This window comes from Gracilibacillus saliphilus, assembly GCF_010994085.1.
GTDB classification, from domain to species: domain Bacteria; phylum Bacillota; class Bacilli; order Bacillales; family Amphibacillaceae; genus Gracilibacillus; species Gracilibacillus lacisalsi.
In genome coordinates this window covers 13,826-36,843 of the sequence record NZ_WJEB01000037.1, presented here as the reverse complement: position 1 = coordinate 36,843, position 23,018 = coordinate 13,826, and the positions used below count along the sequence as shown (strand labels likewise).

25 protein-coding genes and 2 pseudogenes are annotated in these 23,018 nt (G+C 36.0%); 5 read left to right on the top strand and 22 right to left on the bottom strand.

Features of this window, described 5'->3' with window-relative positions:
• Nucleotide 1 precedes the first annotated feature (1 nt).
• The 3 genes from GHT08_RS18445 to GHT08_RS18435 all read right to left on the bottom strand — a co-directional run bounded on the left by GHT08_RS18445 (nt 2) and on the right by GHT08_RS18435 (nt 2,981).
• Entirely contained in the window at nt 2-967 is a 966-nt protein-coding gene (locus GHT08_RS18445) for an ABC transporter substrate-binding protein (RefSeq protein ID WP_163582879.1), read from the bottom strand.
• Between the two features lie 155 nt (nt 968-1,122).
• Nucleotides 1,123-2,232, bottom strand: a complete 1,110-nt coding sequence (locus tag GHT08_RS18440) for an N-acetylmuramoyl-L-alanine amidase family protein (protein ID WP_163582878.1) — start codon at nt 2,230-2,232, stop codon at nt 1,123-1,125.
• Nucleotides 2,233-2,501: 269 nt separating this feature from the next.
• Nucleotides 2,502-2,981 (bottom strand): DinB family protein, encoded by a 480-nt coding sequence (locus GHT08_RS18435; protein ID WP_163582877.1) that lies wholly within the window; start codon nt 2,979-2,981, stop codon nt 2,502-2,504.
• A gap of 232 nt (nt 2,982-3,213) precedes the next feature.
• Between GHT08_RS18435 and GHT08_RS18430 the strand changes: the two genes are divergently transcribed.
• The gene (locus GHT08_RS18430; protein WP_163582876.1) at nt 3,214-3,798 is read left to right on the top strand and encodes a CGNR zinc finger domain-containing protein; all 585 of its coding nucleotides are present in this window, start codon (nt 3,214-3,216) and stop codon (nt 3,796-3,798) included.
• Between the two features lie 221 nt (nt 3,799-4,019).
• On the opposite strand, the gene GHT08_RS18425 is transcribed toward GHT08_RS18430, so the two are convergent.
• The gene (locus GHT08_RS18425; RefSeq protein WP_163582875.1) at nt 4,020-4,265 is read right to left on the bottom strand and encodes an LCP family glycopolymer transferase; all 246 of its coding nucleotides are present in this window, start codon (nt 4,263-4,265) and stop codon (nt 4,020-4,022) included.
• Nucleotides 4,266-4,271: 6 nt separating this feature from the next.
• Here GHT08_RS18425 and GHT08_RS22265 point away from each other — a divergent pair.
• Nucleotides 4,272-4,388 (top strand): annotated as a pseudogene (locus GHT08_RS22265) (arylamine N-acetyltransferase); the annotation flags it as partial.
• A gap of 170 nt (nt 4,389-4,558) precedes the next feature.
• On the opposite strand, the gene GHT08_RS18415 reads toward GHT08_RS22265, so the two are convergent.
• Entirely contained in the window at nt 4,559-5,362 is an 804-nt protein-coding gene (locus GHT08_RS18415; RefSeq protein WP_163582873.1) for a peptidoglycan-binding protein, read from the bottom strand.
• Nucleotides 5,363-5,691: 329 nt separating this feature from the next.
• Here GHT08_RS18415 and GHT08_RS18410 point away from each other — a divergent pair, with 329 nt between their 5' ends.
• Complete coding sequence (locus GHT08_RS18410) at nt 5,692-6,423, top strand: GTP pyrophosphokinase (protein ID WP_163582915.1); 732 nt, start codon at nt 5,692-5,694, stop codon at nt 6,421-6,423.
• A gap of 115 nt (nt 6,424-6,538) precedes the next feature.
• Here GHT08_RS18410 and GHT08_RS18405 read toward each other — a convergent pair whose 3' ends face one another.
• The 6 genes from GHT08_RS18405 to GHT08_RS18380 all read right to left on the bottom strand — a co-directional run bounded on the left by GHT08_RS18405 (nt 6,539) and on the right by GHT08_RS18380 (nt 12,236).
• A complete protein-coding gene (locus tag GHT08_RS18405) occupies nt 6,539-7,492 on the bottom strand; it encodes a GGDEF domain-containing protein (RefSeq protein ID WP_163582872.1) in 954 nt (317 codons plus the stop codon).
• 230 nt (nt 7,493-7,722) lie between these two features.
• Nucleotides 7,723-8,454 (bottom strand): ABC transporter permease, encoded by a 732-nt coding sequence (locus GHT08_RS18400; RefSeq protein WP_163582871.1) that lies wholly within the window; start codon nt 8,452-8,454, stop codon nt 7,723-7,725.
• Complete coding sequence (locus tag GHT08_RS18395; RefSeq protein ID WP_163582870.1) at nt 8,455-9,165, bottom strand: ABC transporter permease; 711 nt, start codon at nt 9,163-9,165, stop codon at nt 8,455-8,457. It abuts the gene before it with no gap.
• Nucleotides 9,162-10,073, bottom strand: a complete 912-nt coding sequence (locus tag GHT08_RS18390; RefSeq protein WP_163582869.1) for an ABC transporter ATP-binding protein — start codon at nt 10,071-10,073, stop codon at nt 9,162-9,164. The genes GHT08_RS18395 and GHT08_RS18390 overlap by 4 nt, the downstream gene beginning before the upstream one ends.
• A 127-nt stretch (nt 10,074-10,200) precedes the next feature.
• Nucleotides 10,201-11,571: a sensor histidine kinase gene (locus GHT08_RS18385; RefSeq protein ID WP_163582868.1), complete on the bottom strand. Its 1,371-nt coding sequence runs from the start codon at nt 11,569-11,571 to the stop codon at nt 10,201-10,203.
• Nucleotides 11,568-12,236, bottom strand: coding sequence for a response regulator transcription factor (locus tag GHT08_RS18380; RefSeq protein ID WP_163582867.1), 669 nt, complete (start codon nt 12,234-12,236; stop codon nt 11,568-11,570). The genes GHT08_RS18385 and GHT08_RS18380 overlap by 4 nt, the downstream gene beginning before the upstream one ends.
• Nucleotides 12,237-12,565: 329 nt before the next feature.
• On the opposite strand from GHT08_RS18380, the gene GHT08_RS18375 reads away from it, so the two are divergent.
• Complete coding sequence (locus tag GHT08_RS18375; RefSeq protein WP_163582866.1) at nt 12,566-13,660, top strand: glycoside hydrolase family 11 protein; 1,095 nt, start codon at nt 12,566-12,568, stop codon at nt 13,658-13,660.
• 317 nt (nt 13,661-13,977) lie between these two features.
• Here the strand turns inward: GHT08_RS18375 and GHT08_RS18370 are convergent, their stop codons facing one another.
• Complete coding sequence (locus GHT08_RS18370; RefSeq protein ID WP_163582865.1) at nt 13,978-14,901, bottom strand: bifunctional helix-turn-helix transcriptional regulator/GNAT family N-acetyltransferase; 924 nt, start codon at nt 14,899-14,901, stop codon at nt 13,978-13,980.
• A gap of 202 nt (nt 14,902-15,103) precedes the next feature.
• Between GHT08_RS18370 and GHT08_RS18365 the strand changes: the two genes are divergently transcribed.
• On the top strand, nt 15,104-15,550 hold the full coding sequence (locus GHT08_RS18365) for an AraC family transcriptional regulator (protein ID WP_163582864.1): 447 nt from the start codon (nt 15,104-15,106) through the stop codon (nt 15,548-15,550).
• Between the two features lie 417 nt (nt 15,551-15,967).
• On the opposite strand, the gene GHT08_RS18360 is transcribed toward GHT08_RS18365, so the two are convergent.
• The 10 genes and pseudogenes from GHT08_RS18360 to GHT08_RS18315 form a co-directional block, all read right to left on the bottom strand.
• A complete protein-coding gene (locus tag GHT08_RS18360) occupies nt 15,968-16,468 on the bottom strand; it encodes a DNA-deoxyinosine glycosylase (RefSeq protein ID WP_163582863.1) in 501 nt (166 codons plus the stop codon).
• Nucleotides 16,469-16,649: 181 nt separating this feature from the next.
• Nucleotides 16,650-17,504 (bottom strand): ABC transporter permease, encoded by an 855-nt coding sequence (locus GHT08_RS18355; RefSeq protein WP_163582862.1) that lies wholly within the window; start codon nt 17,502-17,504, stop codon nt 16,650-16,652.
• Complete coding sequence (locus GHT08_RS18350) at nt 17,501-18,448, bottom strand: ABC transporter ATP-binding protein (protein WP_163582861.1); 948 nt, start codon at nt 18,446-18,448, stop codon at nt 17,501-17,503. The genes GHT08_RS18355 and GHT08_RS18350 overlap by 4 nt, the downstream gene beginning before the upstream one ends.
• A 476-nt stretch (nt 18,449-18,924) precedes the next feature.
• Nucleotides 18,925-19,767, bottom strand: a complete 843-nt coding sequence (locus GHT08_RS18345; protein ID WP_163582914.1) for a serine hydrolase domain-containing protein — start codon at nt 19,765-19,767, stop codon at nt 18,925-18,927.
• A gap of 33 nt (nt 19,768-19,800) precedes the next feature.
• On the bottom strand, nt 19,801-19,965 hold the full coding sequence (locus GHT08_RS18340) for a hypothetical protein (protein ID WP_163582860.1): 165 nt from the start codon (nt 19,963-19,965) through the stop codon (nt 19,801-19,803).
• Nucleotides 19,966-20,170: 205 nt separating this feature from the next.
• Complete coding sequence (locus GHT08_RS18335) at nt 20,171-20,875, bottom strand: FAD-dependent oxidoreductase (protein ID WP_163582859.1); 705 nt, start codon at nt 20,873-20,875, stop codon at nt 20,171-20,173.
• 30 nt (nt 20,876-20,905) lie between these two features.
• Nucleotides 20,906-21,277 (bottom strand): iron chaperone, encoded by a 372-nt coding sequence (locus GHT08_RS18330; RefSeq protein WP_163582913.1) that lies wholly within the window; start codon nt 21,275-21,277, stop codon nt 20,906-20,908.
• A gap of 48 nt (nt 21,278-21,325) precedes the next feature.
• Nucleotides 21,326-21,691, bottom strand: a pseudogene (locus GHT08_RS22425) (SRPBCC family protein); the annotation flags it as partial.
• An 81-nt stretch (nt 21,692-21,772) separates the two neighbouring features.
• The gene (locus GHT08_RS18320; RefSeq protein ID WP_163582858.1) at nt 21,773-22,366 is read right to left on the bottom strand and encodes a YdeI/OmpD-associated family protein; all 594 of its coding nucleotides are present in this window, start codon (nt 22,364-22,366) and stop codon (nt 21,773-21,775) included.
• A gap of 119 nt (nt 22,367-22,485) precedes the next feature.
• Nucleotides 22,486-22,806: an ArsR/SmtB family transcription factor gene (locus GHT08_RS18315; protein WP_153836663.1), complete on the bottom strand. Its 321-nt coding sequence runs from the start codon at nt 22,804-22,806 to the stop codon at nt 22,486-22,488.
• Nucleotides 22,807-23,018 lie beyond the last annotated feature (212 nt).

The window sequence follows — 23,018 nt, the reverse complement described above, 5'->3', positions numbered from 1 at the left end:
CTCACTTTTCACTAGATTGAAAGAAATCCACCAGTAAATCTAATTGATAGTCTAGTGCGATGACATCTTGAAAATAGAACGACTCCAGGTCATACTCATAAACCTTTCCTTCTTTAACAGCAGGTAGTTCCGTCCATAGTTTGCTAGATTGGACCTCTGCTTTTCTGTCTGAACCCTGCTCTCGCACACCCATCAAAATATAATCCGCTTCGCCCAAATACTCTGGTATTGTTTCTTGAGAAATACTTGCCCAACCCTCAGCTTTTGTTACTTCTTCTACCTTTTGCGGTTGTTCTAACCCTAATTGGTTATATAAAACTTCTCCTCCGCGTCCATATGTTTTACCGAATAAGTATAAATCTTTATCTGTAACTTCAATGATTGCTACCTTCGAGTCTTTCTCTAAAATCTTGGAAAGCTGTTCTTTCTTCTCCTTCACTTCTTCTTGAAACTGTTCTAATCGTTGTTCTGCTTCCTGCTCCTTATTTAATATGTTGCCGATTTCAAGTAGGCGTTCTTCATAATCAAGCTTTCCGTAGGGAAGTAAGACCGTTGGAGCGATTTTAGACAATTGTTCGTATGAATCTTCTGCATATGTAATAATCAAATCTGGATTTAAACTGGTGATTTTTTCTAACGAGATTGCTGTATCCTCTCCGATACTCTCGACCCCTTCTAACTGATCCTGATAATAAGGTGCATCCAAAACCATTGTTTCTGAAACTCCTACAGGTTTAACTCCTGCAGCTAATACATCGCCAACATAATCTCTGACTGCAACAACTACTCTCGAAGGTTCGAGCGGTAACTCCATGTTTCCTTTTTCACTCTCGTAATACCTGACATTTCCATCCTTGCTATCTTCTTCATTGTTAGCTGAGTCTGCTTGATTCGAGTTACATGCGCTTAGCAAAACCATTAGCAACAAACACAACATTGCGAGACTATAATTATTCCTTTTATTCACCGTTTCTCCTCCAAACCCTCTTTAATCAATATTGATAATCATTATCAATTAAAGAGTATATACTAATCCCTTGTTAAATACAACCCTGGATTAAATTAATTATTTATAAAATTATGAAAGCGAGCTGATTATTTATTCAGCTCGCTTTCCCTTACTTATTCAAAATAATGGATTAATCCGTTGGTAATTCCTTGTGCTATATCGTTTTGATAACTTGCTGTTTGTACGACAGACAGATCATGAGGATTGGATATAAAGCCTAACTCAAGTAAAACTGAAGGAGCTTTTGTATTCATAAGTACTTTATAGTTTGCTTGTCTTACCCCTCGGTCTTGAAGGTCAACTTGAGATATCATGGCTGACTGTATAGAATCACCCAATTCCTTATCAACCATATCAGCAAAATAGGTAGTGATCCCATTTGCTGATATATCGAAGGACGAATCATAATGAAGGCTAATATAAGCATCCGTATAATAGCTATTACTAATTCGAGCACGATCATCTAAGTGAACATCATAATCTCCTGACCTAGTGACAATGACGTTAGCACCGGCATCACGCAAATGATCAATAACTTTTGTCGATGTCGGTAACACAACATCTTTTTCTTGTATTCCATTGAATCCTATTGCGCCGGGATCTGTGCCTCCATGTCCTGGATCAACTACAATATTATACCCTTCTAAACCCTTGGAGTTAGAGGGAACCGTGTTATAATTTGGTGAGGCTTGTGTAGTTTGAGCTGTTTGTGTTACTTGCTCAGTTAACCAAGAAGCTATCCAGCCTTTCTCTGATCCATTTAACCTAATTTGATACCATTCCTCTGCCTCATCAGTCACTTCAAGATTATCTCCAGATACTGCAGATCCAATCGGTTCATAATTAGTACCTGGTCCACTACGGACAAAAATGCTTTCGGATGTAACAGTAACCTTTTTTGGCGTGTTACTTGTTTCGGTTGTAGAAACTTCTGAACTAGTAAAAGCCTGTTGAACCAGATGATGTTTAGCTACCCACACTTCTTCACCATCAAAGTAAGTTTGAACCCATCCGTACTTTTCCTGAAAAACTACTAGCTCGTCCCCTTTCACGAGTTGTGCCACTATTTCACTGTTAGAAGAGGGCTCACTTCGAACATTGAGAATCGATGAACTAACTTCATAGGTTTCTGAACTACTAGCCGCAACAGGTTGTAATAAAAAGAATGAAAAAAAAGATAACGAAAAAATAAAGACAAGTCGAGAAATTAGTCTATGATTCATTGAAATCCTCCTTTTTACCTATAGGTAAGTTGCTATAAATTCCTCTTCTTCATATGGTAGATTACCCTGAATCATATACTTCTATGCTTATCTAGCAAAAATAGATTATATTTACCTAGCAATTTTGAGGTGAAGGAGGATAATTTTACTAATTCATTTAAAAAATGATATGCAAGTAGACTGCTAGTCCCGTTATAACAATCGAGCCAAATTTATGCTACAAACTAAAGCGTATTTTGAATTGATCAAAATACGCTTTTCATCTATTATCAACTATTAATTTTTGATATTTGTTGATAGATACTTTTTATAGCCCCAAAATGCATTCCTTCATGATAAAGACAAAAGCTCAGACATTCCTTCACTGTATTAATCTCTAGCCCTGTCGAAGTTGTATACATTTCATTAATTGATTCCTCTATTCTCTCTGTCGATAGTGATTCTACTTTTACTCTTTGTTCATTTAACAAAAATAGTAGCTCCTCTTTCCGCGGAGCTTCTATAGACCAATCTCTAGGAGATGTCCCAGGCTTAAATAATTCAGGAAAAACAGTTGGTATATTTGTTTCTTCACCAGTAAGTTGAAAAGCGAATATTTCTGTTACGAGATAAGTATGACCCAAGTTCCACTTGATATTATTATTCATTGTTGAAGGTATAACGTCCAAGTACCTTTCATCGATATCTTTCACATAATCCAATGTACTATTACGCACAAATTTCAACTGATCAACAAGGTAATGACTCATTTACGGTCAGTCCTTTCTTATGATTATTTATTTTTACTATTCACCGTTACTTTACTACTGACAGGGACAGGTTACTGCCACCATTTTCTGACTAAAAAAGTATTGGACGTGTAATCACCCTCTTTTTCGATTAACCACTTTATTTGATTTCAACTGGTTAATAATATAATTCATTGTGATTAACCTGTCAAGTTTGTTACAATAGGTTAAAAGTAAAAAAGGCGTGACTCATATGACAAATGAAGTAACTTTTCCACTTATATCAGGGAATATCTCCATAGACTTAATTAATACGGAAGTCGTTCGACATGGCACACGACATGATTTGCTAACTAAACCAGAACATGTAATAGCCTGGTTCCATACATTAACAAAAGAAAATATTATCTTGAGTCAACAGTTTAATATGGATATAGAAGATTGGGCAGAGGGTGCGTTACCACACTTGCGTGAATTGCGTTCGTTGTTGCGTGAGAGTTATGAAAACGTGGCGGACGGAATAGAACTGTCTTCTGATTGGGTCACTGATTTAGAATTATTCATTAGACAAGCTCCGTTTACCTATCAATTGATAGATGATAAATTAGTTCTTATTCCAATAGGAGAACCTGCAAAAGCATTAGTATCCTTGATTGCACTAGATGCCTTATCCCTTATTGATTCGGGTCAATTAAACTCTCTCCATCGTTGCGCTAATCCGGAATGTGTCTTATTATTTATCGACACCCGTGGAAGACGGAAGTGGTGCTCTATGAAAATATGTGGAAATCGTCATAAAGTAACCCGTCATCAACAACAAAAGAAAAAGGAGAAATAAGAGCTAGTACTCCTATTTCTCCTGTGAATCCTATTCCACAACATCACTAAGAATCCAATGTTCAACTATTCTTTCAACTGCTCATTCAATTTCTCGGAAAGTTCTTGTACCTTTTCTTCATCTGGCATATAGTAATACTACTCATCAATTTCTCCGTCTTCTCCAGGAATTTCATGCTCTTCTATATTATTTAGAGCTTCACGATAATTACCTTGTATATTCTACATTGCCTCAAGACTAAGGTTGGTTCGGAAATTACCTTCTATAGCAGTAAGTAAGCCTTTAAAATTAGAAATAGATGAAGTTAAACCTGACATGGTGGTTCCTTTCTCCAAAATAACCTGAATGACCTGTCGTTGTCTTTCCTGACGACCCAAATCTTCTCGTGGGTCTTCTTTTCTCATACGCACATATTCTCTTGTTTTTTCACCATTTAAGTGAATAAGACCTTCTTCAAAAGTGATCACCTTGTAAGAACCCACGTAGCAATTCTTCTACATCACGAAGAACAAACCTATTTACTGGACACCGGATTTGGCGGAAATCTTCCCTTGAAGCCTGTTCCATTAAATGGTGATACTGTGACATCCTGTTCATACATTTTTACACTGATGGACTTCGAACCCTCTTCTTCAAGTAAAGACAGCCTATTTCCAAAATAAAATGCATCGTCCTCACAATCACCATGTGAATTTGCCCGAAATCTTCCGCAAGCACTTGTTGAATCTGAGCCCCTCTTGAACGGAGCAGTTTAAATAACTCATTCAATTATTTTTACTCGTACCTCTTTACGTCCCCATTGGAGAGCATCGTCTCGATTTGGAATGAAGACATCAATAGCATTACCATTTATTCCACCGCCAATATCCGCTGCAATGGCAACGCCGTATCCCTCCACTTCGACAATGGATCCAAGCGGAATAACACTAGGATCAACAGCGATCACTTTCGCATCAGAATATTTCTTTAAATCAAGTCCCATCTTTGTCACGCCTGAACAACCGTCACAATCTGCCGTATATGCTGTACTTTCCATTGTCAATGATTTTCCGGCAGCTGAACCACGCTTACTCAAACTATCTAGTGCCGACCTTGTATTTGGTCCTGCAATTCCGTCTACGGCCAAACCTTGTTGTTTTTGAAAACTCTTAACTGCACTCACTGTGCCAGAACCATAAATCCCATCAATATTTGAATGGTAATGACCTGCTTCCTTCAACTGGTATTGAATGTGGATAACTTGTTTACCGATATCGCCATTTCGCAAAACTTGTACCGCATGGTTTGTTTCAGGACCAGCAATTCCATCAACTTTTAAGTTGCGTTTACGCTGAAAATCCTTGACGGCTTCTTCTGTAATATTACCGTAATATCCTGTTGAGGTATGATACGGGAATACTCCTTTCGTCATCAAGTAATCTTGTAATTCAGCTACATCCGATCCTGATGATCCATTAACTAGTATGCGATCCCCAATCGCAGCCTCTGTAATGGTTGGTGCTATGATCATCATAAGGAAACTAGCAACCATAACAACAAATAGGTTTCTACATCTTTTTAACATAAAAAATCCTCCCCGTTTTTTCTCTTTCATAAGAGAATTCGAGAAGAACAAGGATTTCTTGTGTGTAAAAGATAGATTCACAACGTTAGACCCTTTATCATCCATTATTTTGTAATAATGCATCCTATAAGGTCTGCCTAAGGATAAGTATATCTCTACTATATCCCCACCTATTTTCATTGGTTCAGCTTACTTTCGTTCGTTATCATTACCCAACTCCATCGTTTTTTCACAGTTTTTCCTCAATCTTTTCTTTGACTTGGGTTCCTGACTTTATGATAATGGAAATAGGTAAGTTGTTGAATCAGAAGGGAGATTTCACAACCAACATGGAACATACTTCAATAGAAATGAAAAATATCATGCATTGGAAAACAGAAATGGTACGATTTATGATGGCCTATAAGTTCGCTGTAGAAGAAGTTAATACAAAAATAAGTATATTACAGCAGGAATTTCAACATATTCATGATTACAATCCCATTGAACATGTGAAAACACGCGTTAAATCACCCGAAAGTATATTTAAAAAGGTGCAAAAGAAAAAGTTGGCTTTAAATCTTTCAGTCATTCAGGAGAACATCCGTGATATTGCTGGAATTAGAATCAATTGTTCATTTGTAAGTGATATTTATCGAGTAGCAGATATGCTTACAGAACAAAAAGATATTACCTTAATAGAAAAAAAAGACTATATACAAAATCCAAAACCAAATGGATACAAAAGTCTTCACTTAATAGTACAAATACCGATTTTTATGTCAGACCGGGTAGAAAACGTGTATGCCGAAATTCAAATTAGAACGATCGCAATGGATTTCTGGGCTAGTTTGGAGCATAAAATCTACTATAAGTATAATAAATCTATTCCGAAAGCATTACGGGATGATTTAAGAGATGCTGCAATTTCTGCAAATGAGCTAGATGAACGAATGGAGAGAATTCATAAGGAAGTAAATCAACTTAAAGAAGCCGACCACCTTAATGGCAATGAGGAGAAGCCGGTGATCCTTCCTCCTGAATTTCTATCATTGTTAGCTGATAACCAAAAAAAATCCTAATATATAGAGAGGGCTGCTTTATAAAGAAATATAGCAGCCCTCTTATTTTGAGTTTTCAAACTTAGTAATTGTGTACTCTTCCATCCCCACACTATTCCACCAATCATCGCGCAGGCTAACATGTAACGAATTGATTAGATATGAAACAACTACATCGATGTGTTTTACATTCTTTTTTTATTTTTGCAGCATAATTAACAATCCCATCAACAGAATCAAATGGTTGAAATCGGTTGGTGACCACTGCAATGGAAATAGATATGAGTGGAATTTCTTCTAATTCTCCTTTTCGATTTTCAGTTTTTACATACCCCTGTTTGCGATGTTCTTCATTATAAAAGGACGGAATAGATTGGTCGAAGTTAGCAATAATCTGTTCACATATATTTTCGAAATCCCAACTATAAAGCAAGACAACAAAGTCATCACCACCAACATGTCCGACAAAACCATGATTCTTGACAGCATTTGCTTGTAAAATGGACGCTGTCTCCTGAATGACTTTGTCACCCGCTGAAAAGCCGTAGACGTCATTATAAGCTTTGAACTGATCTAAATCTACATAAAGCACTGCGAATTTTTCATGCGATAATAATTCTTTCAGGTGATCATTGATCATTCGATTACCTGGTAGTTTAGTAAGAGGATTCAATGATGAAGCAATTTGAGACTGGACACTAGCAAGGGTCATTAATAATGATCGAATCGAAACACTTCCGAATAATTGACCTTCTTTCGTGACGACAATATCATCATATAATGCATTCGAACTACGATCCATTGCTTTTTCACTGACTTCTGTGATCGATGTTTGATAATCGAAACAGAGAATTTCTTCTTTCATCAAAAGGGATACTGGTCTGTTAATATACAAATTGTAGCCATACATGGAACCGAGTTTTTGGTAGAAATCTGTTCGAGTAACCATGCCTAGTGGTTTCTTATTTTCTATAATGATAATCCCATGTGTTCGATAATTGTCCTTAAAAAGCTGATCAATTTCACTATTATTTATCGTTGCTTGAACGGCTATAGAGTGTTCAACAATATCACCTATATTAATTCTCATCTTGATACCCTCACAATGATTAGCACATATTATGACAATATATTATACTATCATCATAACGGATATACAGATGAATCTAAAGACCTATCTAAGTGATTTTTAGACTTTATAAATGTGTTATCCTTTGTGAACACTAGATATTTTGCCCTGTTGTAATGTTTTTGTAAATTTTTATCATAACTTCAAACAAAAGCAAACAGCAGATATCTTTTTATAACTGTATTTGATGATTAAATCGGTTTTCTCTGAAAATAAATATATCCACAAAGGAAAAAGACAAGAAAACCTCCTCCCACTACGGTCAATAGTTGATCCCACGGAATGAAAAATATATCATCTGTATTTCCCCCAACATACATCATCGAAAATGGTTGTGCCCATGGATAAAACGGTCCGAACCGTTCTGAATTAACCACTAAAATCGTCGGCAAAGTAAAAATGACATTCACAGCAAATGGCGCGGCAAAACTCTTGAATAAAATAGATAGCCATAACTGCAATGCGACTAATGGCATTGTCGCTACCCAGCCTCCTATAATACTCTTCCAAACGATTGTTAATGGAAATGGATCTGTAAAACCTTTGATCGTCCCTACTGCATAAATGGCTCCTAAGTAGAGTATTTGAATAAACAGTACTAATAAAATAAGCAGCAGATATTTTGTTAGAAAAACTTTTCCTCTTGTCACAGGTAAGGCTAACAATTGCTTCCAACCACCTTCTTGATGCTCATAACGACAGATAACACTCGCTAATACACCTGTTATTAAAGGTAAAAACAAGATTGCATAGGTGAAATTCATCATAAATAAAGGAGCATACCATTGATTCATTTGTTCTCCAACATTTAGTAAGTTCCCTGTCAATCCAATAAACAGACCAATGAGTGGACCAACAAATAAAATCAAGGTAATTTTTGATTTGCGCAATTTAAACCATTCTGATTGTAAAATGGCTAACATTTATTTCACATCCCTTCTTTTAAAATCAAACATGCCAATAATATATAACAAACTTCCGACACCTAGTCCTAACCATACATTGATAGTCGGATCATCCCATTCGTTCATTAATGAAGGCCATTTCCAAATCATCCAGTCCGGTAAAGTGAAAGCGGAGTAAGCAAAAATGACACCGACTACACCTACCGTAATGGGAATTCCCTGATTTTTGCTGACAGTAGCAACCCATAACTGTAATGCTAGCACCGGTAATGCTGCAAAAAATGGGTAGAAGCTAAATTGGAATACTTCTAGAAAGGGAATCTCCTGATTAAAATCTAAGAATAGTCCAAATCCCAGTGTGAAGATCATCAGTAAACAAGATGAAAGAAAAAGCATAATGGAAAGAGCGGTAAATTTAGACAAATACACAGACATTTTGGAGATCGGTAATGCCACTAGCTGTTTCCAAGCATTTGTCTCATTTTCAATACTCGCCATAAACGAAGTGAGTATCACAATTCCTAATACAATGGCAAGTGGTGTAAAGGCACTAATATTTTTTAGATAATATCCCCAATAATCGTTACTTTGTTGAAGTAAATACTCTTTTCTAACACCATAGTTGACCATCTGTAAAGCAATCACACCGACAGGACCCAATATCGTTAAAAACCACATACCTTTTCGCTTCATTTTCAACATATCTACCTTTAACAACCGCATCATCATCCAGCAAGCTCCTCCTTCGTCATTTGTAGGAAGATATCTTCTAACGACTTTTTGTCCTCTTCTACACGATATATGCAAATGCCTTGTTGCACGAGCAATTGAACTGCTTCTGCTACATGCTGATCGGTTTGATCTGATAAAAGAATATGCCCATCCTCTAACTCTGCTTTCATTCCATTGGCTAAAAGCGCCCGCCATGCTTGTTCATGCTGACTTACTTTCAATTTAATATGCTGTTGTGCAAACATACGCATTGCTTCGATGGAATCTTGAAAAATCATTTTTCCTTTTGTAATAATCCCTACTGTTGTCGCAATTTGATCAATCTCTGACAGAAGATGACTAGAGATTAATATAGTCATCCCATATTTCTCTGGTAAACTTTTAATTAATTCTCGGATTTCGATAATCCCAGAAGGATCTAATCCATTTGTAGGTTCATCTAAAATCAACAGTTCTGGTTTATTTAATAGGGCTGATGCAATACCTAACCGTTGCTTCATTCCTAATGAAAAACCCTTTACCTTCTTATTTGCCGCATCCTGCAAACGAACCGTTTTTAGAACTTCATCAATCCTCGTTTTCGGAACGCCAACTATTTTTCTAATGGCTTCTAAGTTTTCTTTCGCAGTCAAATGCGGATAATAGGAAGGGTTTTCTACTAATGATCCTACTTTTTTTAAAATATTGATGCGCTCGCTCTTCAAATCTTTTCCGAATATTGCGATGTTACCAGAAGTTGGTTTCATCAAACCTAGCAGCATTCGGATTGTTGTTGATTTACCCGCACCATTCGGTCCAAGAAAGCCATATATCTCTCCTTTAGGAATTTGAATATCTACTCCATTAACCGCAAGTTCTTTACCAAATTTCTTTGATAGATTGTTTGTTTGAATAATATATTCCATTCTAATCACCTCACCAACTATCTTAACGAATGAAGGTTAAAGGGAAGTATAGGTGAAGTTTAAATTTTGTTTAAATTGATCACAAAAAGAGGTGATCCCCTTCATTTAGCGATCACCTCTTCATATGTTATTTTTTATCCTGTATATTTTTCTTAATTTGGATGGTCGTTCCGTCATTACTAGATTGAATCTCCCATTCTAGTTGCATCCCTTTCACCATCATCTCTACTATTGATAAACCAATATCTGCTCCTTTTTGATTAGAGCTATCTTTCATTCCACCGCCTCGGTCTCGTACAATGATTGAATCATAGCTATTGGTTGATGCAGTTTTCAATTCTACGTATCGTCCATTATTCGCATGACGTAAAACATTCTGTAATAGATTATCTATGACACGCCCTAGCCAAATGGGATCGACATGCCACACACTATCATGCAGTGGCTCTAGTTCCACATTTATTTCGAATCCTTCTTTCTCAAACACTGGATACCATGTCGCTATTCTCTCTCGGGCAAAACGGACGATATCCACCTCTTGTATATCCAATTTATATTTACTCGCCATCAGCAATGTATAAGACATCAAATTCTCGATTAATTTATCAATATCTTCAACAGATGCTTCCAAGGCATGAATTGCTTGTTTAGATCCATCTGACACATCCTGTCTCACAATTTTATATGTTTGTGCATTTATTTTGGTAAGAGGAGTTCTTAGATCATGAGATAAATTAGCAATCAGTTCCCGTCTTAATTGCTCCTCCTCTTGTTCACGCTTTTTACTCTCTCTTAATTCGTGCACCATTTGGTTAAATGTTTGTTCTAACTGTCCTATTTCATCTTGTTTCTTGACATCGATTTGTACTGGTAATTCGTCAACATCTCGGATTTCCATCGCTTCTTGTAACTGTAATAAGCGTTTGCGAATCCCGCGGAAGAATAGAAAAGAAATAAAGATAAAAAAGATTACTAGAAAAAGAGTTCCAATTAATAACCATCCGCTATATTGATTAAATGCAATTTGCATTGGCTTTTGAAAAACATCCCGATTTATTTCAAACACAACAAAGCCATCCGTGTCCCCTTCTCCAACAAAAGCAATCACAGTAAAAGGATTGTCCCCATATCGATCTTTTATATATTTTGCAGTAAAAGAAGATGTCCATTCTATGGGTAGATCATCTCTTTCTTCTGTCACATCACGCAATGTTCCATTTTGATCAACCCAAAACATCGTTGCATCATGGTATTGCTCCTTCCATTTATCAAAATGCTTAGAAATGTCTTCTTCTGTTTCTAATCTATTTGCATCTTTGTGCCAATTATCTTCAATTTGATCATAGTTCATTTCATCTGATGTATAGGGGCTTTCAAAATTATCAGCCACTCCTGTTAATAATATAGCAATCATCAGATAAGCGACTTGTACAAACGAAAGTGCCAACACAATGATAAGCATATATCTAGCTAATAAAGACCGGAAAAACTTCTTCATACTCTCACCCGATACCCTATACCACGAATCGTTTCGATAATCGTCGGTTTAGCAGGATTAACTTCTAGTTTCTCACGTAAATAGCGAATATGAACCATTAACGTTTTATCCCCTTCCATATAGGACTCGCCCCATATGCCTTCATAGAGTTGTTCTTTTGTTAAAATTTGATTAGCGTGTTGAAGAAAATATTGAAACAAATAAAATTGCTTTCCTGTTAATTGAATCTCCTCATTCTTATGCTGATCTATAATTCTCATTTCCTTTGGATAAACTTCTAAATGTTGCATGTGCAATACTTCATGATTTTTTTGAAATCTTCTAAGCATTACCTCTATTCGTGCAACCAATTCTTCAGGATGGAATGGTTTCGTCACATAATCATCAGCAAAACTCAACCCTTCCAGTTTATCCTCAACTGCTGTTCGTGCAGACAGCATAATGACAGGTAAATCTGCATTTTCTCGTTTTAATCGTTTTCCAATCGAAAACCCATCTAGACCTGGTAACATAATATCTAAAATCGCAATATCGACCGTCGACAAATATTGATTCAATTTATCACCGGAAGTAAGCCATATGACTTCATACCCTTTTTCTCGTAAAACATCTGAAACCCAACTACCTATTTCTGACTCATCTTCTATGTACAAAACTCGGAACATTCTTCTCCCCCTTCCTATTTTACTTTAACATATTTTAGTAATTGAATAGGAAAGAATCATGAACCTCTCCTTACGAAAGTCACTAGATTCTTGGCAAACATTCATAGAATTTGGTTACAAGTATGAGAATCTTTAATTTCCTAACTTTCCTATATAGTTTTTATGGTTAAAACAATTTGAAATTTTTGGTACTATCAAGACGCAACATAGAAAACGCTTACAAAATAGGGAAGGGGAGGTGTTGTTTAAGAAGAATGTAGCCTACTTGAGGGCTGCACAGCATCATCGTCAAGACTAATTGCATTCTAACAAAAAAAGGAGGAATTCGAATGAAACGAAAGAGTATGAAGCTTCTTTTCGTCATGTTGGTTGGTTTTGCTCTTACGATTCCTGCAGTAAATGTAAATGCGGCGGTCACTAGCAATGAAACTGGCACCCATGATGGCTACGATTATGAATTCTGGAAAGACAGTGGTGGATCTGGAAGTATGACACTCAATAGTGGTGGTACCTTCAGTGCCGAGTGGAATAATGTTAATAATATATTATTCCGTAAAGGCAAGAAATTCGATGAAACGCAGACACACCAGGAAATCGGAAATATTTCGATAAACTATGGAGCCAACTATCAGCCAAACGGCAATTCATATTTAACGGTCTATGGATGGACGGTTGACCCGCTCGTCGAATATTACATTGTCGATAGCTGGGGCGACTGGCGCCCACCAGGAGGTACGTCCAAAGGCACCATTACCGTTGACGGAGGCACCTATGATATCTATGAAACAACTCGAACTAACCAACCTTCGATTATAGGGACGGCAACTTTCCAACAATATTGGAGTGTTAGGAGATCGAAACGTACAAGCGGAACGATTTCTGTTAGCGAACACTTTAAAGCATGGGAAAACTTAGGAATGCAAATGGGTAACATGTATGAAGTTGCGCTGACGGTAGAAGGGTATCAAAGTAGTGGCTATGCTGATGTATATAGTAATACGCTTACTATCGGTGGAAACTCTGGTGGTGATGGAGGCTCCGGTGGTGATGGCGGAGATGGCAACCCTACAAGAGTGGAAGCTGAAGATATGACGAAAAGCGGTCAGTATACCGGAAATATTAGTTCACCATTCAAAGGAGTTGCTTTATATGCCAACAATGATTCGGTAAAATATACACAGTATTTTGCCAACGGAACCCATAGTTTCTCACTCCGTGGTGCTTCCAATAATTCCAACATGGCAAGAGTCGATTTAAAAATAGGTGGAGAGACAAAGGGTACGTTCTACTTTGGCGGAAGCTATCCAGCTGTCTATACAATAGATAACGTCAGCCATGGGACTGGAAATCAAGAGATTGAGCTCATTGTAACATCTGATGACGATACGTGGGATGCTTATATTGATTATTTAGAGATACACTAGAACGGCTAGGCAACATACAAAGGTTAGATTTAAAATCCTTTCATTTTTCTTACCAAATCCCGGCAGTAAAGTTTCCGCCGGGATTTTTCCAACTAAGAAAGTATTAATTTTTAATAATTGTTCCATTAAAATGACTAGAAAAAAAGATTTTCACAAATAAAGTGATACTACATTAGTAGGGACTTACAGATGGTAAACGGCGTGATAACTTATACGACAAGAGTTTATGCTAAAAATCTCCATTTTGCATGATACATATAGTTCTTTTTATTGTCTGATTTTAAAAAGTTAAGCTTTTCTCTAAAAGATTTATATTATTATTTTGATCCTAGTTCTAAATCCCAACGTTCTTCTATTAATTGTGTTCCCCACATAAATACTTCTGCTTTTTCTTCCGTTATCTCAAATCCCATTTTTTTATACAGTGGTCTAGCAGTTTCCATATCACTAACTGTCCAAAGGAAAATGCGTTCATAATTAAAGTGTCTACAGTATTGAATTAAAGACTTAATTAGTTGTGTACCCAATCCCTTGTTCTGAAATGATGGATTGACAAAAAACCACCTTAACTGCCCTACCTTTTCAGCGGCATTTACCAATCCGATACTACCCGCAAACTGACCATTAATTTCAGCTATCCAAATTCTCTCGATTTCAGCCTCAAATGTTTGATGGAGATATGCCAAAAAACTTTCATCCCATTTATGTACTCGGTTATAAAATTCCCATTGCTGCTCAATCATGTTCTTTAAATCCTCCGAAGTATAATAACTTCTAACAGATATGGATTCCTCTGTTCGTTTTAAAGAGCTAAAAAGAATGTCTTGTATTGTGTTCATTGAAGCAACGAGTTTTTGTTGTTGTTCTTGACCTAAGTTCTCCAGAATATTATCTACTTGCTGGTTAGCCTTCTTCTCTAGTTCTTTGTAAATTATTTCTCCGTGGCTGGTGATAAACAAATAATGATTACGTGCATCTTCTTTACTTTTTTGCTTATAAATCATTTTTTCTTTTTCGAATTTTTTGATAATTCTACTTACATATCCACCATCTAAATTTAAGTTTTGCTGAATGTCTTTTGCCATACAACCGGAGGTATTGTAAATTTCAAAGAGAATACGAGTTTCTGTTAGAGAAAAAGGACTGTCGTATATATGTTCATTTAAAAATCCAAGAACATCTGTATAGAATCTGTTAAATTTACGGAATGCAAGTCTACAATCATCTTCTACGTTTATCAAATTCACACACCTCTTTAATATCCAAATTTTTCATATATGTTGTTGATTATTTATTCTACAACCAATACTTGCCTAAGTCAACTATTTAATTTTAGTATATTTCTAAAAATTTTAAAAATTCAGATGAATATAATTTTAAACCATGTTACATTCACTTTGTACCAAATATGAAAAATAAGGAAAAGAAAGGACGAATGAATTTATGAAATTTAAAATAGAAACACTACCAAACTATCATGTTGCTTATTTGCGACGAGTTGGTCCTTATGGTCCTGCTAATAATGCAGTAATGGAAAAGTTAAAAAAATGGGCAAAAAAGAAAAACCTTCTTGCATCAGCAACTCTAATTGCCATTCCCCAAGATAACCCTGAGACAACACCACCTGACAACTGTAGATTTGATGCATGTATTGTACTTTCGAGGGATTATGCATTAGATGGTTCAATTTGTGAAAAAGAGCTTTCTGGCGGGAAATATCTTATTTACGATGTTAAACATACCGCAGAAGATATCCAAGAAGCTTATACCAACATTTTCCCTTCTTTACTTAGCAATGGATTTCAAATGGATAATAAACCTATTTTAGAAAGATACTTTGGTGATAAGATTCACAAGCCTTATTGTGAAATCTGTATACCTATTAAATAAAATTAGTTTCGTTTTTCTTGTTTGATAAGCTATTCATTCACAATAATTGATATAGGAGAACGAGTTGCTTGTTATAGCTAATAACTTCTTGTTCTTCTTTTCATAAGGAAATTAGTTACATAAGGAGCTGACTAAATTGCGAAAGTTTTTAATATCTCTTAAATAGTTATATACAACTGGATTGTCAATCTTTTTTTATATATGTACTGCTACAAATTTATTTTCTAATATAACTAAGCAAACTCAACCAGGTGCTCATAAAATTAGATATGGTTATTCAAAATTCCATGTTATTTTTTTAATTCTTCACTCTCCAAACTCTCCCCTTCTGTAATATGGAAAAACATAATTCGGGGTGACAATAATAGGTCTGAATCCATAAACGAAATCAGACTTTATCACCTGCTCCATCAACCATTAATTTTTAAGTAGTTCCTTCCATATTTCCAATTTTTCTTCAAACGTTTTATTATAACGACCAGGGATTGGACTTGTTGAAGGTAATTTAGTCACTTTAATCTGCTCTTTTAAATCGGAAAAGTATTTACAAAACACTTGATAGGATTTCGTACCATTACAACCGATTCTTTGGATATTAGGATATGTATCTAGTAATTCTTTTATTGGATTGGGTTCTGCTTCTATTATTTTAGAATCCAAACTACCTTCTCGATAGCAGGAGCCAATAGTATCCCACAGAGCGATTTGTTTATTACGCAAAAATTCAATTCTTTCTTCATAGTCATTAATCCACCCTTGCTCATAAATTTTAAATAATATCGGCCAGAAATGATTTCGTGAATTTCCATAATACTGCTGTTTCATCAAGGACTGTTTCCCAGGAATAGAGCCAAGAATAAGAATACGTGATCGTTGATCAACAATTGGGTCTAAAGAATATATTTTCTCATCGGCCATTGTATCCCGCCTCTCTTAAAATCCACACTCTAAATGAATATTTTTATGCTAACAAAAAAGTTCTGTTTCAATAAACTTCTATCATATTTAATAAGTCTTATGGTATTATTACCATAAAAAGACCCTATAGACAACGAAAAGCCAAAGGGTCATGTTCAATATTTTAATTCTGAAAATCCGTTTAATAACCACGGGACATCATTTCTTGCTTGCGTTTCTCCAAAGTGGACCCGGATTCTTTACGTGCCATTCTGCGTAATATTCTTGGAACAATCAGAAAGCCTGCAATCGTCCAGATACCCAACACTCCGAACATTTCTAAATAACGCCATGACTCTCCAATTTCGGCTAGCACAGCGGTTTCCGGAAGTAATGCCGCCCGCATGCCAAGACCTAACCAATAAACAGGGAAAATCTGAGCAATAACTTGTAACCAATCTGGCAAACTAGTGATCGGATAAAAGATACCAGAAATTGCTGTCAAGGCACCGATAGGCAACATAGTCAAATTAAAGGAAGAACCAGTACTTTTAACTAATGATCCAACAACAGCTCCCCAAGGAAGAGTAGCTAATATGCCAATGATAAAAATAAATAACAGCATCAACCAACCACTCCAAGAGGTATCTGCCAATCCTTTAATTAAAAACAATCCAGGTATCAGCAACATGATCACACTTACCATGGAATAAGTTGTTACACTAATGATTCTGCTGATCAAATAACTGACCATGCCATTCGGTGTCGCCTTTGCTCGAAGTAGGGTTCCATCTTCTCGTTCAAATGTTAACGTTGTAGCAGCACCCATAAAACCACCGAAAACAACAAGCATACCAAGTATGCTTGGGAGCGCAAACATTGCTAGTGCTAGATCCGTTCCTTCAATTGTGTTATTACGCTGAAAATATAGCACAATCAAAAAGACCATCGTCATAATAATATTAAAGCCAAACTCTTGAGGATTTTTGAGCATCTGTTTAAACTCGATCCAGCCGCGCAGTACACCTAGTTTAGCCGCATGTAAGACAGGATTCATTCTGTTCCCTCCTCAAAATTAGCCAGTGTATCGTCAAAGCTTTCGTTACTTTTTATCTGTTGAACCATTTTGATGTAGGTATCTTCTAAGTTTGCTTTGCGTACTTCCAAATCTGTAATGGTATCACCGTGCTCAGCAAACAATTTTTGGACGAATGAAGGGGCATTTGTTACTTCTTGGTGGAAGCGTTTATTGTTCACCATCCATCGCACCTCAGAAGTGCCAGCTACTTGCTCGGCTAATTGCTCGGCACTACCATTAGCAACGATTCTTCCATCTGCTAGAATCAGAATGCGATCGGATAATTTCTCAGCTTCATGTAAATCGTGTGTAGTTAATAAAATTGTGGTATCTTCTAACTCTGACAAGCGCCTGATCACCTCATGGAAATCGCGGCGAGCTTGCGGATCAAATCCTGTGGTCGGCTCGTCTAGAAATAGAATTTCAGGATTGCCGATCAATCCGATGGCTACATCTAACCGCCTGCGCTGACCTCCGGATAAACTACTTACCTTTAGATTTGCTTGTTCTTGCAGACCAACTTTATCTATTAATTCACCAGCATCCATTGGTCGTGAGCGATTTGTAGTAGCATATGGCTCATAATATCTACCTAAATGCTCTAACAATTCATGTACTTTCCATTTCGGATGATCTCTCCAGGACTGCATGACAATACCTAATTGTGCTCGCCACGATTCATCTCCTTCTTTTGGAGTGACACCCAAAACTTTGACCTCCCCATCTGAGGGAATACGGAAACCTTCGAGGATTTCGATAGTAGTCGTCTTTCCTGCACCATTAGGACCAAGAAGAGCAAGTACTTCACCACGTCTTACGGTGAAATTCACATCCTTCAACACGTCAACTGTCCCGTAGCGCATCTTTAACTGGTGTACTTCAATCACATGCGTTTCCTTCCCCGATCGAACTTTCTCCGTCATAAATCCACCCTTCCCTTTCTATCTCATGATAATTGCCAAGTTCCTATCCCGCTCTTTTAGTTCTGCTGACTAAATCGAGATGTCGCCTTTCCTTTAAATCCTATCCTATTAACCTCCCTTTAACTATTTAAAATAAATAAAAGAGCTTTCTCTTCCATTTTAGAACATAAATGCAAGTGGTAATGTTCGGCTGATAGCGTGGCTTTATTGGTTGGTTTCTATGAAGTAATCCGTCACATTACTTTAAAGTATTAGTTAAATCTTTTGATAAACATTCATCAGAGAGAATTATAAAACTTAGGGGTTTGAAATTCTTATAGAAGCTTTACATACTGCGTTACCTAAAGCATTCATAATTTAATTGAACTCATTATACTATAAACAGGTAGCGATTTTAAGCATACTACTATGAGTGATACTTCTCTTCAAAACATCCCTTTTACAAATCCCCGTTAACTGTTTCTTTCACGAAAAAATTAGTTACATAAGGAACTAACTAAATTTCCAAAATCCTTAATATCTCTTAAATAGTCATATCCAACTGGATTGCCAATCTTATTGTACATACGTACTGCTACAGCTTTATATTCTGGTATAACTAAGCAGGCACAACCAGATGCTCCTAAAATTTGATAAGAATTTATTGGCAGCTCCTCGCCTAATTCACTATTTAGATAAGCGTTATCATTCTTAAACCAAAAAAATCCGTTTTGGGGTGTATGAAACATATCTTTCGGTGTTTGTATCGAAGTGGTGAATTCAAATATATTTCTCGGCAAAACTTGCTTACCATGAAGATTTCCATTGTTCAAATGTAAATAGCCCCAATGTGCAAACTCTCTCGCACTCACATACAAATTTCTTTCAAATCCAGTATCTTTATCTAATCGAATTTTCGGATCTTCTGGTAATTCAAAGACATCAGCAACAAGATTATTTTGATACGTTGATTCCCATCCAGTTTCTGAAAACTCTAAAGGATTAAACACATATTCTTGAAGAATACCATTCACCGTACGCTTAGAGATATTGGTAATAATTTTATATAACAGTGACAGTCCCGCATCATTGTATACCCATTCACTTCCTGGAGAAGAACTCCTTATCAATTCGTCATTCATAAATTTTAAACCATGTGTATGTGTTACAAGGTGGCGCAATGTAATACCTTTATAAAGATTATCATTTAATCCTGCTACATACTCTAATGCTAAGTCATCCAAACTATTTATTTTTCCGTCATTAAGAAGGATAGCAACTGCCAAACCTATATAGCTTTTACGAGCAGAGTAAATATTAAAACGAGAGTCTTCTTCAATTTTTCGTTTTGTTAAAGGGTTAACCCCAGAATACTATTCACCTATAACTTTATCCTCTTGTATTACGTATACTGCACCTGCAGAAGCTTTGATTTGATCTTTTATCTCTTTCACATATTTATATAAAGGATGCAATCGTTCTGATTTTTCTTTTATTAAAATCCGTCCAATTTGATTAGTCGATGATTTTTTTACCATACTTTTGTCTCTCCAATTAAACCTTCCTATTTTAGGCGTTTTTTTAGTCATATTTTCTCTATTTATTTGATACTCTTCATCTTCTCAGCTCTTTTAATACTCTCTTTTAAATAGGAAGGAGCATTAGGGTGTAAGGACTTTACTAGTTAATAAGTAAACAATTGTCAACAACTCATGACTAAAGTTATGTGTTGTTGACTTGATACTAATACCCAAACATAACATCTTTTTTAATATGTCGCTTAGGTACATTCTGCTTTTGTAAATATGTAGTTGTAGTCTCCACCATTGATTTCGGTCCTGAAACGAAGAAATGACCTTCATTCGAATATGAGCTAATACACTTATCCAGTTCCTTGTTTAAATGATCTCTTTCATGAAGATATCTTACCTTAACAGAAGTTTCTTTAGCTATTAGGTCCAATTCATCTTGAAAAATAAAAGATTTATTGCTATCCAAATAAATTAATTGAATTTGTTTATTATTATTACCTTCTGCTTCTATTTGTTGGACGATGGCTCGAAATGGAGTAATGCCAATCCCTCCTGCAATCAGCATTGTAGGGCTATCCTCTTTTAAACAAAATGATCCAACCGGCCCTGCCATTTTAATCGTATCGCCTTTTTTTAAGGATAACATCGCTTGTTTAAATTCACTGGGATCATCACTAATTTTCATCGTTATTTGAATCACATCTTCCTCAGGTGCCGATGCGATGGTAAATGGACGGGTATGATCTTTTATTTTCTGGTGTGTGACCGTAAATAAGCCGTGTTGACCAGCCTTCCAAGTTACGTCATCTGATTTTTCAAAACGAAACGTATAGACATCTTTTTCTTCTTGAAAACTTTCGATAAAAGGTACATTTCTTTTGTTAAAGATCGAAAATATATCTTGAAAAAACGCCATCTTACTCACTCCTTTTTTCATATGGTCAGCTTACTTTCTCCAAAACGTCGTACAATTTGCTTTGTCCCAAATATTAAAATCAATGATTTTTGCCAATAATTCATAATCTACTTCACGATTCCACGGGATACGGATAATCTCTTTTGTGTAATCATAACCTGCTTGTTGAATGTCCGCTTCTACATGTTGAATGGCTACATGTTCAGGAGCAATTGCTAAATGTTTTTTCGATACACTAAATCCAATGATAAAGGTACCGTGATCCGTAAACATCGGTTGATTCCATTTGATTTCTGTTTCTAATTTAGGATATTTTTCAGTAATCCAGTTGAATATTTGTTCCGTTCTTTCCCTGTGTGCTTCATGATCAATACCCTGTAAAAATGAAGTGAAAGTCGCTATGTTATGATTTCCTTTATCATATGAAGATTTTTCTCCTAACACTTTTTGAAGTTCTTCCACTTTATACGCCCAACCGTATTTCGCACCGTTATATGCTTGTCCTTTTGCTTCAAATCCAGTGTGGTCAAGATGTAAATGTGTTGTTTCACCGTCTTCAGTTAATGTCCACGTTACGATCGTATCAATTGGTCCACCTACCCATGTATAGGATAAAGTAGACGGTTCATCTACAACTAACACTTCACAATCCACTACTAAATCAATTTCTTTATTCCAAAACTGACACTTATGTCCCACGATTGGTTTAAAGTTATTTTCCATCACCCATTGTGCAAGTGTATCGGAATTAGTTAATGCCTTCCAAACTTTATTAATGGGGCTTTTAAATTGAAAATCTAACGATAAATCTGCCATTCATTCTTCCTCCTCTAATATTTTCTTTAACGATTCCTTTATTTTTTGTTCATTAAATTGATCAACGGCATAGGATAATCACTAATCATTTAACCCTTTTCTATCAAGAATTTTCTCTATATATTTTTCAATCCTCGCCACTCGTGTATGAGATTTTTTTGCTTTAGAAAAGTAAAGAATATAAGCTCTTTGTCTTCCTGGTGTCAATGATTCAAATGCCTTTTTCAATGCAGGCATTTCATCAAACTTCTTTTGTAATTCTTCAGGAACTGTCAATTCGGGCTTCTTTACAGAATTTACTTCCAAGCCTGCTTTCTCCACTTCAATCGCTTTCTGAAGATATGCTTTTAACGTAGATTCCATTGCATGAATATCTTGAGTGTTGGTGAATCGAAGCTGTCGTTGTGCGTGTGAATTTTCACCAGGTTTGACAAGAATACCTTGAGGATCATTTAACAAAACACCTTTAAAAAACATAAGTGCACAGTATTCTTTAAAACCTTGTATGATCACTACATTACTTTTCTCAAATGTGTAACACGGTTTGTTCCACTTTATTTCTTCTTTCAATTCACATTCAAGAATTATTTTCCTTAAAATCTCATATTCCTCTTTCCACTTTTTGGATTTACCTATGTATTCATCAACCTGAGGATTCAGGTAACTACCTTCCATAAAGAACACCCCTCTTAAAGAATGTGTTGTGTACAATAAAAACCATTTGCTTTTTTCGAATCTGTTGATACATGCTTCACTTTTTCGACTGAACTTTCATACTAAAAATCTAATATCCATTAATCCTCTAAAATATCTTTGAGCATTGCCGCTCGTTCATTCCAGAACTTTTCATAAAAGGACAGCCAATCTTTTACCTCTTGTAAAGGTTCGGCATTCAGTCGATACTTTGTTTCCCTGCCTGCTTTACGGTTTGTTACTAAATTGGCTTCTCTCAGAATCATCAAATGTTTCGATACTGCTGTACGCCCCATTTGAAAGTGAGGAGTTAATTCATGTAAAGGTAACTCATCTGAATCTGCCAATAAACGTATTATTTCACGCCTTGTTGGATCAGCAATGGCTACAAACACATCACGTTTTTCATCTGTTTTTTTCAAAACGGTCCCTCCCAATAGGATACCAAATGGTGTCTTTTTTATTTTACGACACCAAATAGTGTCATGTCAATTATTTCTCTCTATTTACTTATTTAACAATTCGGGTCTATTTCCTTTTTATCTTTAATCTATCTCTCAACTTTTCGTTCTTATCGCTAAACAACGGGACCTTCCGAGAATATTTTTAAAGTTTCTTAGCAATATAAATATTG